Source organism: Streptosporangium sp. NPDC051023 (genome assembly GCF_040689595.1).
In the GTDB taxonomy this organism is placed as follows: domain Bacteria; phylum Actinomycetota; class Actinomycetes; order Streptosporangiales; family Streptosporangiaceae; genus Streptosporangium.
Window position 1 is genome coordinate 159020 of the sequence record NZ_JBFBCE010000006.1, and the last position, 14006, is coordinate 173025.

Sequence of the window (14006 nt, forward strand, 5' to 3'; positions counted from 1 at the left end):
GGTTGCTCAAGGTGATGAGAATATTTCACGACGTCACATTCCGGCGTGCAGGCTCCGGAAGAACCGGCCCGCGACGCTCGCCCCCGCCGTGGAGTCGGCGCTCTCCATCAGCACGGCGACCGCGATGTCTCCCTGCCACCCGACGAACCAGGCCAGTGGCTTGCGGGCCTGCGAGGCGACGGCGGTGATGCCGTGGACCGGGTCACCCGCGGCCGCGGCGGAACGGGCCGAGCCCGCGGTGACTCCCGCGCGCATGAGGGTGCGGAGCGTACCGATCGTCTTCTCGTCGATCTTGATCGGGTCCGGCGGCTTCGGCGGCTCGGCCTCGGCCGAGGGGTCCGGGTTCTGGGGGTCGGTGACCAGGACGGGCGGGCGCCAGGTTCCCGAGGCGACCGCTCCGGCGACCAGCGCCATGGACAGCGGGCTGACGGAGACGTTCTGCCCCGCGATGGCCCTGGCCGTGGCCGAGTCGGTCCTCAACGGCCCCACCGAGCCGCTGAAGGACTTCAGCGGGAGGGTCCAGGGCGAGTCGATGCCGAACTTGGCGGCGCTCGCCGTCAGCTCGGCACCGTCGATCCTGCGGGCCAGCGCGGCCAGCGCGGTCACGCACCCGTTGGCGAAGTCGCCCTGGATGCTGGGCGCGGTCCCGCCCGGCGGGTCCGGCTGGTGGAACTGGGCGCCACCGACGCTGCGCTCCACGGGGCAGGCCAGCTTCTGCTTGGTGCTGATCCCGGCCTTGAGCAGCCCCTCGACGGACATGATGGAGAAGGTGGTGCCCGCGGGGAACTTGCCCGCGAGGGCGTCCTTCTCCTGGTGGTACTCCTTGGTGCTGCCGACGGCACGCACCTCGCCGGTCGAGGCCTGGACCGCGACCAGCATTCCGGGGGTGCCGCCGAGGAGCGCGGTGTCCGCCGCCTTCTGGGTCGGGCCGTCGATCGTGGTGCGCACCGGCGAGGTCGACCGGCTCGGCCGCCACTTGCGCAGCTCGGCCACCTGCTCCTTCGTCTTGAGGTCGACCGTGATCACCCGAGTCTCCGTCGATCCGGTCAGGTGCTCCTGGTAGGCCTTCTGCAGACCGGTCCTGCCGACGGTGTCCCCGGCCCGCTGCGGTCCGCCGAGCTGCTGCTCGGTCTCCGGGGTCACGGCGGTGACGGTGCCGACGATCTGGGCCGGAGAGTCGGGCGCGACCGGTTGCTTCTGCTCGGAGACGGTGATCCCCTTGATGGCGGTCAGCTGACCGCTGAGCTGGGCGTACTTGGCGCGCCCGAAGGTGACGAGCGGCACCTGGACGTTGGGCCTGGCGGACCTGATCCGGCTCAGCAGCCGGTCCTGCGGAAAACCGGTGATCTTCGAGAGCTGCTCGCAGACCGCGACGTCGTCCTTCAGCGTGGCCGGGACGACGTTCGCCACGTACAGCGTCGCCTCCTGCTGGAGGGGGTCGCCGTTGCGGTCGAGGATCGGCTTGCGCCCCTCGGGGATGACATCGACGGCGAAGCGCTGGCCCTCGTGCAGGTCGGGATGGAGCACGCTGGGCGACCAGTGCACCTTCCAGTGGCCGTCCACCAGCTGGAGGGGGAGCTTGCCGGTGTACTCCCACAGGGGGTTGTTCTCCCCCAGGTCGACCTCGGCGTCGAAATCGGCCTCCGTCTCGTCTCCCGTGCGCTTGATCCCCTTGACCTGGAAACGAAACGAGGCCGCGTCAAGCTGGATCTTGGCGTCCTCAAGAGCCTTGCTGACCGTCTTCTCGTCTCCGTCGGTGCGCCTGGCCGCGGCGACGTAGTCGCCCATCTGCCAGCCCACCAGGAAGTCACGCACCGCCTCGTGGGCCGAAGGCTCCTCGAAGCACGCGGACAGCATGGGGACCGTCGCCGCCAGCGCGAGTGCCGCGGCGACGGTTCGCCGAGCCTTCCCCGTCACAATTACCTGTTCCTGTGCCTGAGAGCGCGAGCCATCTCACGCTTGGCCTGGTTCTCCGCGAGGGTCTGCCGCTTGTCCCAGTCCTTCTTGCCCTTGGCGAGACCGATCTCGATCTTGGCCTTGCCGTCCTTGAAGTAGATCGCGAGCGGCACCAGTGTGAGGCCACCCTCCTTGGTCTTCGCGACCAGCTTGTCGATCTCCTTACGGTGGAGCAGGAGCTTACGGGTGCGACGCGCCGCGTGGTTGGTCCACGTCCCCATGGTGTACTCGGGGATGTGGACGTTGATCAGCCAGGCCTCGCCGTCCTTGATGACGGCGTATCCGTCGAGGAGGGAGGCCCTGCCGAGACGGAGTGACTTGACCTCGGTGCCCTGCAACACGAGACCAGCCTCGTAGGTGTCCTCGATGTGGTAGTCGTGCCAGGCACGCTTGTTCTGGGCGATGACCTTCCGCCCGGTCTCACGTGGCATGCTCCGAGCCTACCGGGGACCGGAGCGGCGAACCGCGCCCAAGAGCGGGAGCGCGCCCGGCGGACGCCTCCCGCACCCCTCACACACGCAGGTAGCGGCGCAGCGTGACGAACGAGGCGAGCACACAGATGAGCACGCCGATGATCATCGTAAGGCTGATCACCGAGGCGACGGTCTCCCAGGTGAGCGGGCTGTTGTTGGCGAGGTAGAGCTGAACGCCGTCGAACAGGAAGACCTTGCTGACGATCAGCAGTACGGCGGCGACCACACCGCCGATCAGGCCCGCGATGACGCCCTCCATGACGAAGGGCAGCTGGATGTAGAGGTTCGAAGCGCCGACGAGCCGCATGATGCCGGTTTCACGCCTGCGGTTGTAGGCGGACAGGCGCACCGTGTTGCCGATCAGCAGCGTGGCCGCGAACACCAGGATGATCGCCACGACCAGGGCCGCCCAGCGAAGCTTCTCCAGCAGCCCGAAGAACTTCTCCAGGATCTCCTTCTGGTTCACCACGTTGGAGACGCCGGGAGTGCCCTTGAGGGCCTCGATGACCGCCGCGTAGGTGTTCGGGTCCTTGAGCTTCACCCGGAACGACTCGGGCATGTCACCGGCCTGCACCACCGAGAGCATCACGGTGTCGTTCTTGAACTGCTCGCGGTAGTTGGCGTACGCCTGCGCCGCGTTCTCGAACGTCACGGCCTGAACCTGCGTCATGCCCTCGATCTGCGCCTTGAGGGCGGCCTGCTCCTGCTGGTTGACGCCGCCACTGCCCTTGCACTGCGGGAACGGGTCGTTCTTCTTGCACAGGAAGACAGAGATCTCAACCTTGTCCGCCCAGAAGTCCTTCATGGTGGAGATCTGGGAGTTGATCATCAGGCCGACGCCCAGCAACGCCATGCCGATGGCCACGGTCACGATGACCGCGATGGTCATCGTGAGGTTACGGCGGAGGCCGATCCAGACCTCGGAGAAGATGAAGTTTGCCCGCATGCTCTTCCTGTCGCTTCGCTTCCTTGAGGTCCTGGGTCAGTACGCCTGGCCGTACACGCCACGCGACTGGTCTCGGACGATCTTGCCGTCCTCCAGTTCCACCACGCGCTTGCGCATGGAGTCGACGATGGCGGCGTCGTGCGTGGCCATGACGACGGTGGTGCCGGTTCGGTTGATCCGGTCGAGCACCTTCATGATGCCGATGCTCGTGGCCGGGTCGATGTTTCCCGTTGGCTCGTCGGCCAGCAGGATCATCGGACGGTTGACGAAGGCACGAGCCATGGCGACCCGCTGCTGCTCACCACCGGACAGCTCGTCGGGCATCCGGTGCGCCTTGCCCTCGAGGCCGACCAGCTCGACGACCTCTGGCACGACCTTGCGGATGAACCGGCGCGGCTTGCCGATGACCTCCAGGGCGAACGCGACGTTCTCGTAAACGTTCTTGTTCGGCAGGAGCCTGAAGTCCTGGAAGACGCAGCCGATCCGGCGGCGGAGGTGCGGAATCTTGAAGTTGGACAGTCGGGCGAGGTCCTTGCCGGCCACGTGGATCGCCCCCGAGTTGGGGCGCTCCTCCTTCAGGACCAGGCGGAGGAAGGTCGACTTCCCGGACCCCGAAGGGCCGACGAGGAACACGAACTCGCCCTTGTCGACATCGACGCTGACGTGGTCCAACGCGGGCCGGTTCTGGTTCGCGTAGACCTTGGTGACATTATCAAAATGGATCACGGGCGCATCACGGCATGCCAGTCTAGGGGTTAGGACAGTCGCGGTGGTGGCAGAGGTTCACTTCCGCCTCTCGCCGGCCGGGGGGCGCCGGTCTTTACTCTCGATCGACGTTCCGGTTGGCCGGAGCCCAGTCTAGGGGGAAGACTGGCATGGAACGTCCATAACGGAAACAAAACGATTCGGCGCCCGGTAACGACCGCATAAAGTAGTTCTGACCTAGGAGACGGAGGCTCTCATGAGCTGTGAAGACCTCGTCTGCGCCCGGTGCGCCCACCCCGTCGCGGAGGGCCGCTGTCCACAGTGCCGGGCCTACCGCGAGCGGATGCACCAGCACGGGTTCGGCGGGCTGACGCCCGCGATGATCTCGTTGCTACTGATCGCGCTGTTCTTCCTCACGCTCGCCCTGAGGCACCTCACCGGCACCTGATCGCTCAGAGGCGCCCTGGCCGTCCAAGGAGACCTCCGGCAGAGCGCCGTGAGCGCCGGTACGGCGTCGCCGCGTGGTCCTGGGAGCACCCGCCTGGGGGTCATGCCGGGAAGCGCCGAGCGGGAGGCCCGTCCGGCACGGCGGAGGCACCATGCCTTCTGGGCCCTTCTGGGGCCCTCGTGCGCTCCGCGTGCCTACCCCTCGACGCCCGACTCCTGGCGACGGGTCCACCGGATCTCCGACTCGATGAACTCGTCGAGGTCGCCATCGAGCACCGAGCTCGGGTTGCCGGCCTCGGTGCCCGTCCGCAGGTCCTTGACGATCTGGTAGGGATGCAGCACGTAGTTGCGGATCTGCGTCCCCCACGAGGTGGTGGACTCGCCCCGGATCTCGTTGAGCGCCGCCGCCTCCTCCTGCCGCTTGCGCTCAAGCAGCTTGGACTGCAGGACCGCCATCGCGGTCGCCTTGTTCTGCAGCTGCGAGCGCTCGTTCTGGCAGGAGACCACGATGCCGGTCGGCAGGTGGGTCAGCCGGACCGCGGAGTCGGTGGTGTTGACGCCCTGACCGCCCGGACCTGAGGAGCGGTAGACGTCGACCCGCAGGTCGTCCTCGTTGATGTCGATGTGGTCGGTCGTCTCGACGACCGGCACCACGTCGACCCCGGCGAAGGAGGTCTGGCGGCGGCCCTGGTTGTCGAACGGGCTGATCCGCACCAGGCGGTGCGTGCCATGCTCGCCGCGCAGGGTGCCGTAGGCGTAGGGCGCCTTGACCGTGAAGGTCGCCGACTTGATGCCCGCCTCCTCGGCGTAGGAGGTCTCGTAGACCTCCGTCGGATAGCCCTTGCGCTCGGCCCACCGGATGTACATCCGCAGGAGCATCTGCGCCCAGTCGGCCGCGTCGACGCCACCGGCCTGGGAGTTGATCGTGACGACCGCCTCGCGGGAGTCGTACTCGCCCGACAGGAGTGTGCGAACCTCCAGCGCGCCGATGTCGCTCCGCAGGGAGGCCAGCTCGCGGTCGGCCTCCTCGCGGGTGTCGTCGTCGTCCTCGGCCGCGGCCAGCTCGTACAGGACCGTCAGATCGTCGAGACGCTGCACCAGCGACTCGACCTTGTTGACCTCACCCTGCAGGTAGGAGAGTTTGCTGGTGACCTTTTGGGCGCGCTCCTGGTCATTCCACAGGTCGGGCGCCGCGGCCTGCTCCCCGAGCTCCTCGATCTGCTTGCGTATCGCGCCGAGGTCGAGCACGTCCTGAATGCTGTTCAGCGTGCCGATAAGCTCGTTGATCTCTTCTACCGGATCGATGAGTGCCACGTCTGTAAAGGGTACGCGACCGGCGCACCCCGTTGTGTACGGCCTTGCTCGCGGCATGGCTAGCATGGGCGCCGAAGGACCGTGAGGAGGCGACGTGCGGGGACGTGGGCGACGGGGGCTGCTCGTGCTCGCCTTGGCCCTGGTGACCGGGATCGCGGCGTGTTCCAGCCAGGGCGACGCCCCGCAGAAACACACGACGCGGACGACCGGCCTCGCCTCGAGCCCGGCCCCGGCTGCCCTGAGCGCGCCTCCCGTCACGCAGGCGGAGGCGAGCAGGGCGCTGTCCGGCATCCTGGGCGCGGAGGCGGTGCTCGAAGGCGCGACACCACACCTGGAGGCCGACCGCAGGAACATCCTCGAGCAGACCCGCGACGCTCAGGAGGCGCTCACCATGGCCGCCTTCAACAGCTCGGCGGGCGCGCTCCCGCACTACACCTGGGGCAGGCCGGAGCTGCTGGTGCCGAGGGCCCAGCGCCCCCCTTTCTGGTTCGCCGCGGTCGTCAACCGCGAAGACAGCTCGGGCGGGGTGCGCCGCGCCGTACTGGTTCTGACGAAGTACGGCGAGCACGAGTGGTACCTCAGCTCGACCTCGCTGCTGGACCCCGGCGCGCGGGCGCCCGAGATCGCCAAGGACGCCGAGGGCTACGCCACGGCGCTGGCCGACGACGACCCGACCACGGCGATCAGCCCTCGGCTCATGGCGCCGCTGCACGCGACCTCCGCGGAGGAGGGCAGCGCGGGGTTCGCCGCCGGGCTGATCGAGAAGGGGCCGCACACCACGGGCTACGCCGAGGAGATCACGGGCAAGCGGCCGAAGTACAAGAGCGACTGCCTCGGCTATGACTCGATCTTCGGCGCCAGCAACTATCCGGTCCACGCGCTGCGCACCGCCGACGGCGGGGCCATGGTGATGTATTCGCTGATCAGGACCACGACCGTGACGGCCAAGATCGAGCCGTGCGCGGACATCAGGGTGCCGCCGAACGCCGAGAAGCTGGCCTCTGCGACGGGGGCGCGCAAGGAGCTGCGCACCGTGGAGACGCAGCAGTATGTGAGCACGGTGCCCGCGAAGAACAGCCGCGCACTGGCCAAGGTCATCGGCTATCTGGGCGGCGTCACCAGGGTGTCCGCCAACTGAGGGGGGAGCCGGGCCCCGTGGAAGGGCCCGGCTCGGACGGCTCAGGCCTCGCTGTGCGGCAGGCCGGTCGAGGCGACCAGTGTGCGGATGGCGCGCAGGGCGACCGACAACGTCGCGAGGTCGAAGTTGTCGCTCTCCCAGATCTCCGACAGGGTCTGCTTGGATCTGGCGACCGCGGCCGAGTTCGCCTCGGCCCAGCGCGCGAGGCGCTCCTCCGGCGTCAGCCCCGGCGTGCTGTGGGCCAGGACGTCGCGGGTGAGCGAGGCGTGCGCCGCGTAGAGGTCGTCACGCAGCGCGGCCCGCGCCATGGAGTTCCACCGGCTGTCGCGGGGCAGCGCGATCACGCGTTCGCGCAGCCTGGAGAGCTGGAGCCGGTCGGCCAGGTCGAAGTAGACCTCGGCCACCTCGTTCACCGGACGGCCCGTCTGCGAGGCCACCTCGACCAGGTCGAACGTGGAGTAGGCGGGGACCATCGCGGCGACCCGCTCGGCCAGCTCCGCGGGCACCCCCCTGGCGGCGAACGCGTCGCGCCGCTCCTCGAAGCCCGCCAGGTCGGAGCCGGTGAGCAGCTTGGGCAGGTGCGGCAGCAGGCCGTTCATCCCCTTGGCGAAGGAGCTCACCGTCGAGGCCAGGTCGAGCGGCGCGCGCCTGTTGCCGAGCAGCCAGCGGGTGCCGCGCTCGGCGAGCTTGCGCGACTCCAGCTTCATGGCGATCTGCGTTGAGGTGTCCACCTTGTTGTCCAGCTCCTCGACCTGCTGCCAGAAGCTCGGCAGGTCGAAGACCTCACGCGTGACCAGGTAGGCCCGGGCGATGTCCGGCGCCGAGGCGCCGCTCTCCTCGCCCAGGCGGAACATGAAGGTGGTGCCGCTCGAGTTGACCAGGTCGTTCACCACGCCGGTGGTGATGATCTCCCGGCGGAGCGGGTGGGTGTCCATGTAGGCCCGCAGCGGCCCGCGCAGCGCGGACGGGAAGTAGGACACCAGCCAGGACGCCAGGTACGGATCGTCCGGCAGGTCGGAGGCGAGGAGCTCGGCGTCCGTGACCAGCTTGGTGTAGGCCAGCAGCACGGAGAACTCGGGCGCGGTGAGCCCGAGCCCGGCCTGGCGCCGCTCGGCGAGGGCCTTGTCGGACGGCAGGAACTCCAGCTCCCGGTTGAGCAGCCCGGCCCGCTCCAGCTTGCGGAGCTGGCGCGCGTGGATGTGCAGCATCTCGGCCGCCTGTGCGCGGGCGGCGGCCAGCACCACGTTCTGGTCGTAGTTGTCCCGCAGGACCAGCTCGGCGACCTCGTCGGTCATGTCGAGGAAGACCTGGTTGCGCTGCTTGTCGGTCAGCTCGCCGTCGCGGACCGCCCGGTCCAGCAGGATCTTGATGTTCACCTCGTGGTCGGAGGTGTCGACCCCGGCGGAGTTGTCGATGAAGTCGGTGTTGACAAGCCCGCCGTCGCGCGCGAACTCGATCCGGGCGAGCTGGGTGAAGCCCAGGTTCCCGCCCTCGCCGATCACCTTGCAGCGCAGCTCGGAGGCGTTGACCCGGAGGCCGTCGTTGGCCTTGTCCCCGACGTCGGCGTTCGACTCGCTGGACGCCTTGGCGTAGGTGCCGATGCCGCCGTTCCACAGCAGGTCGACCGGAGCACGCAGGATGGCGCTGATCAGGTCGTTCGGGGCCAGCGACGTCACCCCGTCGGCGATGCCGAGCGCGGCGCGCGCCTGCGGGGAGACCGGAATCGACTTGGCGGTGCGCGACCAGACGCCGCCCCCCTGTGTGATGAGCGTCGCGTCGTAGTCCTCCCACGAGCTGCGCGGCAGCGCGAAGAGGCGGGCCCGCTCCGCATAGCTCCGCGCGGAGTCGGGGTCCGGGTCGATGAAGATGTGCCGGTGGTCGAAGGCCGCGACCAGCCTGATGTGCTGGGAGAGCAGCATGCCGTTGCCGAACACGTCACCGGACATGTCGCCGACCCCGGCGACGGTGAAGTCGGTGCTCTGGATGTCGACGCCGATGGTGCGGAAGTGGTACTTGACGGACTCCCAGGCGCCGCGGGCGGTGATGCCCATGGCCTTGTGGTCGTAGCCGATCGAGCCGCCCGAGGCGAAGGCGTCCCCGAGCCAGAAGCCGTACTCCTTCGAGACCTCGTTCGCGATGTCGGAGAACGTCGCGGTGCCCTTGTCCGCGGCGACCACGAGGTAGGTGTCGTCCCCGTCGTTCCTGACCACGTCGGCGGGCGGGACGACCTCGCCGTCGACGAGGTTGTCCGTGATGTCCAGAAGGCCGGAGATGAACATCCGGTAGCAGGCGATGCCTTCGGCCAGCACCTCCTCACGCGCTCCCGACTTCGGCGGGTTCTTCACCACGAAGCCGCCCTTCGAGCCGGTGGGGACGATGACGGTGTTCTTCACCATCTGCGCCTTCACCAGCCCGAGGACCTCGGTGCGGAAGTCCTCCATCCGGTCCGACCAGCGCAGGCCGCCTCGCGCGACCTTGCCGAAGCGCAGGTGCACGCCCTCGATCCGGGGGGAGTAGACGAAGACCTCGAACTTCGGCCTCGGCAGTGGCAGCACACTGATCGACGGCGAGTCGAACTTCAGGCTGATGTACGGCTTGCGCACCCCGTCGACCGTCTGGAAGAAGTTCGTCCGCAGCGTGGCGTCGATCATCTCCAGGTAGGCCCGCAGGATGCGGTCCTCGTCCAGGGAGGCGACGTCGTCGAGGGCGCCGAGGATCTCCTCGTTCAGCGCGTCGGCCAGCTCCGAGCGGACCTCCTCCTCGCGCCTCGGGTCGAGCTTGGCCTCGAACAGCCGCACCAGCAGCCGCGCGAGCCGTACGTTGCCGAGCAGCACCCGCTCGATGTAGTCCTGGCTGAAGGTGCTCCCCGCCTGGCGCAGGTACTTGGCGTAGACCCGCAGGATCTCCGCCTGCTCCCAGGTCAGCCCGGCCGCCAGGACCAGGGCGTTGAAGCCGTCGCTCTCCACCCGGCCGCGCCACAGCGCGTCGAACGCGTCCTGGAAGAGGCGCTTGAACTCGTCCCTGTCCACCTCGGGTGAGAGGGTGTACCGCAGGCCGAAATCGTAGATCCAGGCGTCGTTGGTCGCCGGGTCGTTGTCGCGGTCGATCTCGTACGGCCGCTCGTCGACCACCTCGACGCCGAGGCGCTGAAGCAGCGGCAGCACGTGCGACAGGGAGATGGGCGCGCCGATCCGATACAGCTTGAACCGGCGCTCGCCCTCGGACGAGTCGTACGGCTCGTAGAGGTTCATCCCGATCTCGTCGGACGAACCGGCGAGTGCCTCGAGACGGCGCAGGTCGGCGACGGCCATCCGGGGCGGGAAGTCGGCCTTGTAGCCCTCGGGGAACGCGGAGGCGTACCGGCGGACGAGCCGGGGAGTGTCCTCCTCCGAGCTCAGCTCGGTGATCGCGGTGGCCAGGTCGTCGTCCCACGAACGGGTGGCCGCGGCCAGCCTGGTCTCCAGCTCGTCGACGTTCAGCGTCTCGACGCTCAGCGGCCTGCCCCGCTCCCCGCGCACGACCACGTGCAGGCGGGCGAGGGCCGACTCACCGATCATCGCGCTGTAGTCGAAGGAGGTGCCGCCGACCGCCTTGAGCAGGATCTCCTGCATCCTGATGCGGATCTTGGTGGTGTAGCGGTCACGGGGGAGGTAGATCAGGAAGGAGATGTAGCGGCCGTAGTCGTCGGGCCGCAGGAAGACCTTGACCTGCTTGCGCTCGCGTAGCCTGAGCACGCCGAGCGCGATGGGCAGCAGCTGGTCGACCGGGGTCTGGAACAGCTCGTCCCTGGGGAAGGTCTCCAGGATCTCGATGAGGTCCTTGCCGTCGTGGCTGTCGGCGGGCAGCCCGGCCAGGTCGAGGACCTCCGCCAGCTTGCGCCGCAGCACCGGGATGCGGGAGATCGACTCGCTGTAGGCCACGTGGGTGAACAGGCCGAGGAAGCGGCGCTCGCCGACGACCTCTCCCCTGTCGTCGAAGAGTTTCACGCCCACGTAGTCCAGGTAGGCGGGACGGTGCACGGTCGCGCGGGTGTTGGCCTTCGTGATGATCAGTATCTGCTGCTTCTCACGGGCCTTCGCGCGCATCTCGGGAGGGAGCGCGGCGAAGCTCTGCGAGCCCGCCTTGTCGTGGCGGAGGATACCGAGTCCCGTCCCCGGCACCTGGCGGAGCCTGTCGCCCTCCTCACTCTCCTCCAGGCGGTACTCGCGGTAGCCGAGGAAGGTGAAGTGCCCGTCGGCCAGCCAGCGCATCAGCTCCAGGCTGTCCTCGACCCCGGCCAGGTCGAGCGGCGGCGGGTTGACCGAGACGTCCTCGGCCGTCTGTACGGCCAGGGCCCGCATCTTGGCGAAGTCCTCGACGGCGTAGCGCACGTCCTCCAGGACCCGCTGCAGGTCGGACTCGAGCTTCTTGAGCACGGCGGGGTCGGACTGCCGGTCGATCTCGAAGTGCATCCAGGACTCGGTGATCGCCTGCCCCGCCGCCTCCTCCTGGGCGCCGTCGAGCAGCTTGCCGGTCACGTCCCTTTCCACCCGCATCTGCGGGTGGACGACCAGATGGGTGGTGATCTCGTGGCGGTTGAGCTCCATCGTCACGGAGTCGACCAGGAAGGGCATGTCGTCGGTCACCACCTCGACGACCGAGCATCCGGGGTCCCAGCCGTGCTCCTCCAGGCTCGGCGTGTAGGCCCGCACCAGGGCCCGGCCCTGGGGGCGCTTCTCCGCGAGCTGGCGCTGGGCTATCGCCGGGCCGTACACGTCGACCGGGTTGCGGCTCAGCAGGTCCTCTGGCGCGACATGCCGGTAGTAGAGCCTGAGGAAGGCGAGTGCCTCCTCATCACTCACGTGGTCGCTGCCGGGTGTGTGCGCGCAGGTCTCGGCGGCACTCCTCAGCAGCTCGTCCTTCGCCTCGTCGAGCGGCATGTCGCTCTCACTCCTTTGTGAGGGGTTTTTCGTATTAGATGGGGGAACTTCGATCAATATCGTCGTTCCCATGGCGGGGGAAGTAATGCAGGCGCGCGCGCCGTACCGGCTGGGACGCCCCGTCGTATCGCCCCTGCCCGGTCTCGTGTGGATCTGTCACTCGGCCACTTCGGAACGAGCCCGCCACAGCGCGGCAGGCTCACGGCGGGCCGGTCCTCGGACACGGGCGACGGGATGGGCCCTCCCACCACTCACCTGACCGAAACCCTGCCCATCGGGCATGGCCCGTGGCACGACACCTCCAGCGGCCACCTGTCCCGATCCCCGTTGACCGAAGCATGCCGCCGCTCCTGATACCACCCGAAAAGCTGTAAAACGTCAATGTGACTTACGGCCAACATCAGGGGAATTGGAGCGCTCCAGCCTGATAGGGCTGAAGATTCCTGTGTCTCCCTGAAACGCCGGGTGCGCCACGGGCTCTCAGGCGTGGCGCACGACCCGGCACGCTCGGGATCCCGGGCGCGCCCTGAGCCTCCGGTGCGCTCGGACCTCGGGCACACGTCCCGCCTCCGGTGCGCGGCACAGGAGCCCGGCCTGAGGCCTCCGGCACGCCACCGGACCTGGATCCGGATGCCGCGCGCCGGTCACCCGGCCCGCCCGGCGGGGTCCGGGGTCTCCGCCGCCTCGCCGGTAAGCACGAGCCCGGACCGGCCGTACCCGATGACTCAGCAGTGTCCCACGAACGGCTCACACCGCGCCCACTGTCTCAAAATTAAGTCTCACAACTGTCTCAATATGGGGTTCTCAGAACAGGACTTCACCGCGAGGTTTCACTGCGGCGGCCCCTGCGGGGCGAGGTAGCGGTAGACCGTGGCGCGGGAGACCCCGAGGTCGGCGGCGATCTCCGCCACGGTGCGCGAACCGCCCGCGTACATCCGCCGCGCCGTCTCGACCATCTCGGGGCTCATCGCACCGGGCCTTCCGCCGCCCCTGCGACGCGGCGCGAGGTCGTCACCGCCACCGGAGCCGGGAGCGGGGCCGGGAGCGGGGCCGGAACCGGGGCCGGGTGCCGGGACGGTTCCGGCGGCGGAGGGGGGGTCGGCGGGTCTCCCGGCGAGCAACAGCCTCACCCCCTCGAGCACCTCCCGCCTGAGCGGCTCGGCCGGCATGTCGGCGAGGATGATGACGGGGTCGCTCAGCATGGCGATGGCCTGCGCGGCGCGCACCCTTTCCCCCAGGCTCGGATCGGGCCCCGCGACCAGGCGGTTCGCCTCCTGCATGACCGCGACGAAGCGGTAGAAAACCGGTTCCTGCGCGAACAGGGCGATGTCCCGCAGGACGAGGCGGAGCGAGTGCCGGTGGGCGATGTAGACCTCAAGCAACCCCTCGACGACCCGTCCGCGCATGTCCGGTGGCCCTGGCGGGCCCGCCGGGGCGATCGTCGCCGTGGCCGTCACCGCCTCCAGGTCGCGGATCAGCGGTTCGGCCAGGGCAGCCAGGATGTCGGCCTTGGCGGGGAAGTGGTACAGGACCGCGGTCTTGGTCAGACCGAGCCGCTCGGCGATCTCCCGCACCGACGTGCGCTGGTAGCCACGCGCGGCGAACAGGTCGCGTGCGGCCTCCAGGATCCTCACGCGGGTGTTCTGAGGACTTGTCTCACTCACGGCCCAAGCTTAGCGCTTGCCTGACCATTGGTCAGCAGTTTACAGTGAGCGCGCTGACCGATGGTCAGCAGAGAAGAAATGTGAGGATGCCATGACTCCCAGGAACCGAGACGTCCTGATCTCCGGCGCGAGCATCGCCGGCCCGACGCTGGCGTACTGGCTGGCCCGCTACGGGTTCAGGCCCGTCGTCGTCGAGCGCGCCAGGAGCCCGCGCGCGAGCGGCTACCCGATCGACCTGCGTGGCCAGGCGGTCGACGTCGCCGAGCGGATGGGCCTGCTCCCCCGCGATCCATCCCCTCTACGGCAGTACTAGGAGTAAAGCCTCATCCGGTCTGATATCTCCGCGAACGTCTCAATAACCGCGACGTGATGTGAATGTGACCAACCAGGCGGGCTTTCCGGCCGTCTCATCGGGCAGGTGACACAGAACTCTCGGGGAGACGA

At 68.6% G+C, this 14006-nt stretch carries 9 protein-coding genes and 1 pseudogene; 3 read left to right on the plus strand and 7 right to left on the minus strand.

Translation table 11 applies throughout. From position 1 onward, the window contains the following. Positions 1–33: 33 nt before the first annotated feature. The 4 genes from AB0395_RS06175 to ftsE form a co-directional block, all read right to left on the minus strand. Positions 34–1917 (minus strand): penicillin-binding transpeptidase domain-containing protein, encoded by a 1884-nt coding sequence (locus tag AB0395_RS06175; protein ID WP_366277552.1) that lies wholly within the window; start codon positions 1915–1917, stop codon positions 34–36. 2 nt (positions 1918–1919) lie between these two features. Then, positions 1920–2387, minus strand: a complete 468-nt coding sequence (smpB, locus tag AB0395_RS06180; RefSeq protein ID WP_366277553.1) for an SsrA-binding protein SmpB — start codon at positions 2385–2387, stop codon at positions 1920–1922. A 79-nt stretch (positions 2388–2466) separates the two neighbouring features. Then, a complete protein-coding gene (ftsX, locus tag AB0395_RS06185; RefSeq protein WP_366277554.1) occupies positions 2467–3375 on the minus strand; it encodes a permease-like cell division protein FtsX in 909 nt (302 codons plus the stop codon). A 36-nt stretch (positions 3376–3411) separates the two neighbouring features. Continuing rightward, positions 3412–4101, minus strand: a complete 690-nt coding sequence (gene ftsE, locus AB0395_RS06190) for a cell division ATP-binding protein FtsE (RefSeq protein WP_012888192.1) — start codon at positions 4099–4101, stop codon at positions 3412–3414. Between the two features lie 235 nt (positions 4102–4336). Between ftsE and AB0395_RS06195 the strand changes: the two genes are divergently transcribed. Beyond that, a complete protein-coding gene (locus AB0395_RS06195) occupies positions 4337–4528 on the plus strand; it encodes a hypothetical protein (RefSeq protein WP_366277556.1) in 192 nt (63 codons plus the stop codon). A 194-nt stretch (positions 4529–4722) separates the two neighbouring features. Here AB0395_RS06195 and prfB read toward each other — a convergent pair whose 3' ends face one another. Continuing rightward, on the minus strand, positions 4723–5841 hold the full coding sequence (gene prfB, locus AB0395_RS06200; protein ID WP_366277557.1) for a peptide chain release factor 2: 1119 nt from the start codon (positions 5839–5841) through the stop codon (positions 4723–4725). A gap of 94 nt (positions 5842–5935) precedes the next feature. On the opposite strand from prfB, the gene AB0395_RS06205 reads away from it, so the two are divergent. Further along, positions 5936–6979, plus strand: coding sequence for a hypothetical protein (locus AB0395_RS06205; protein ID WP_366277559.1), 1044 nt, complete (start codon positions 5936–5938; stop codon positions 6977–6979). Positions 6980–7020: 41 nt separating this feature from the next. On the opposite strand, the gene AB0395_RS06210 is transcribed toward AB0395_RS06205, so the two are convergent. Both AB0395_RS06210 and AB0395_RS06215 read right to left on the minus strand, forming a co-directional pair. Next, a complete protein-coding gene (locus tag AB0395_RS06210) occupies positions 7021–11898 on the minus strand; it encodes an NAD-glutamate dehydrogenase (RefSeq protein ID WP_366277560.1) in 4878 nt (1625 codons plus the stop codon). Between the two features lie 830 nt (positions 11899–12728). Then, complete coding sequence (locus AB0395_RS06215; RefSeq protein ID WP_366277561.1) at positions 12729–13562, minus strand: TetR family transcriptional regulator; 834 nt, start codon at positions 13560–13562, stop codon at positions 12729–12731. Positions 13563–13653: 91 nt separating this feature from the next. On the opposite strand from AB0395_RS06215, the pseudogene AB0395_RS06220 reads away from it, so the two are divergent. Further along, a pseudogene (locus AB0395_RS06220) lies at positions 13654–13842 on the plus strand (hypothetical protein); the annotation flags it as partial. Positions 13843–14006 lie beyond the last annotated feature (164 nt).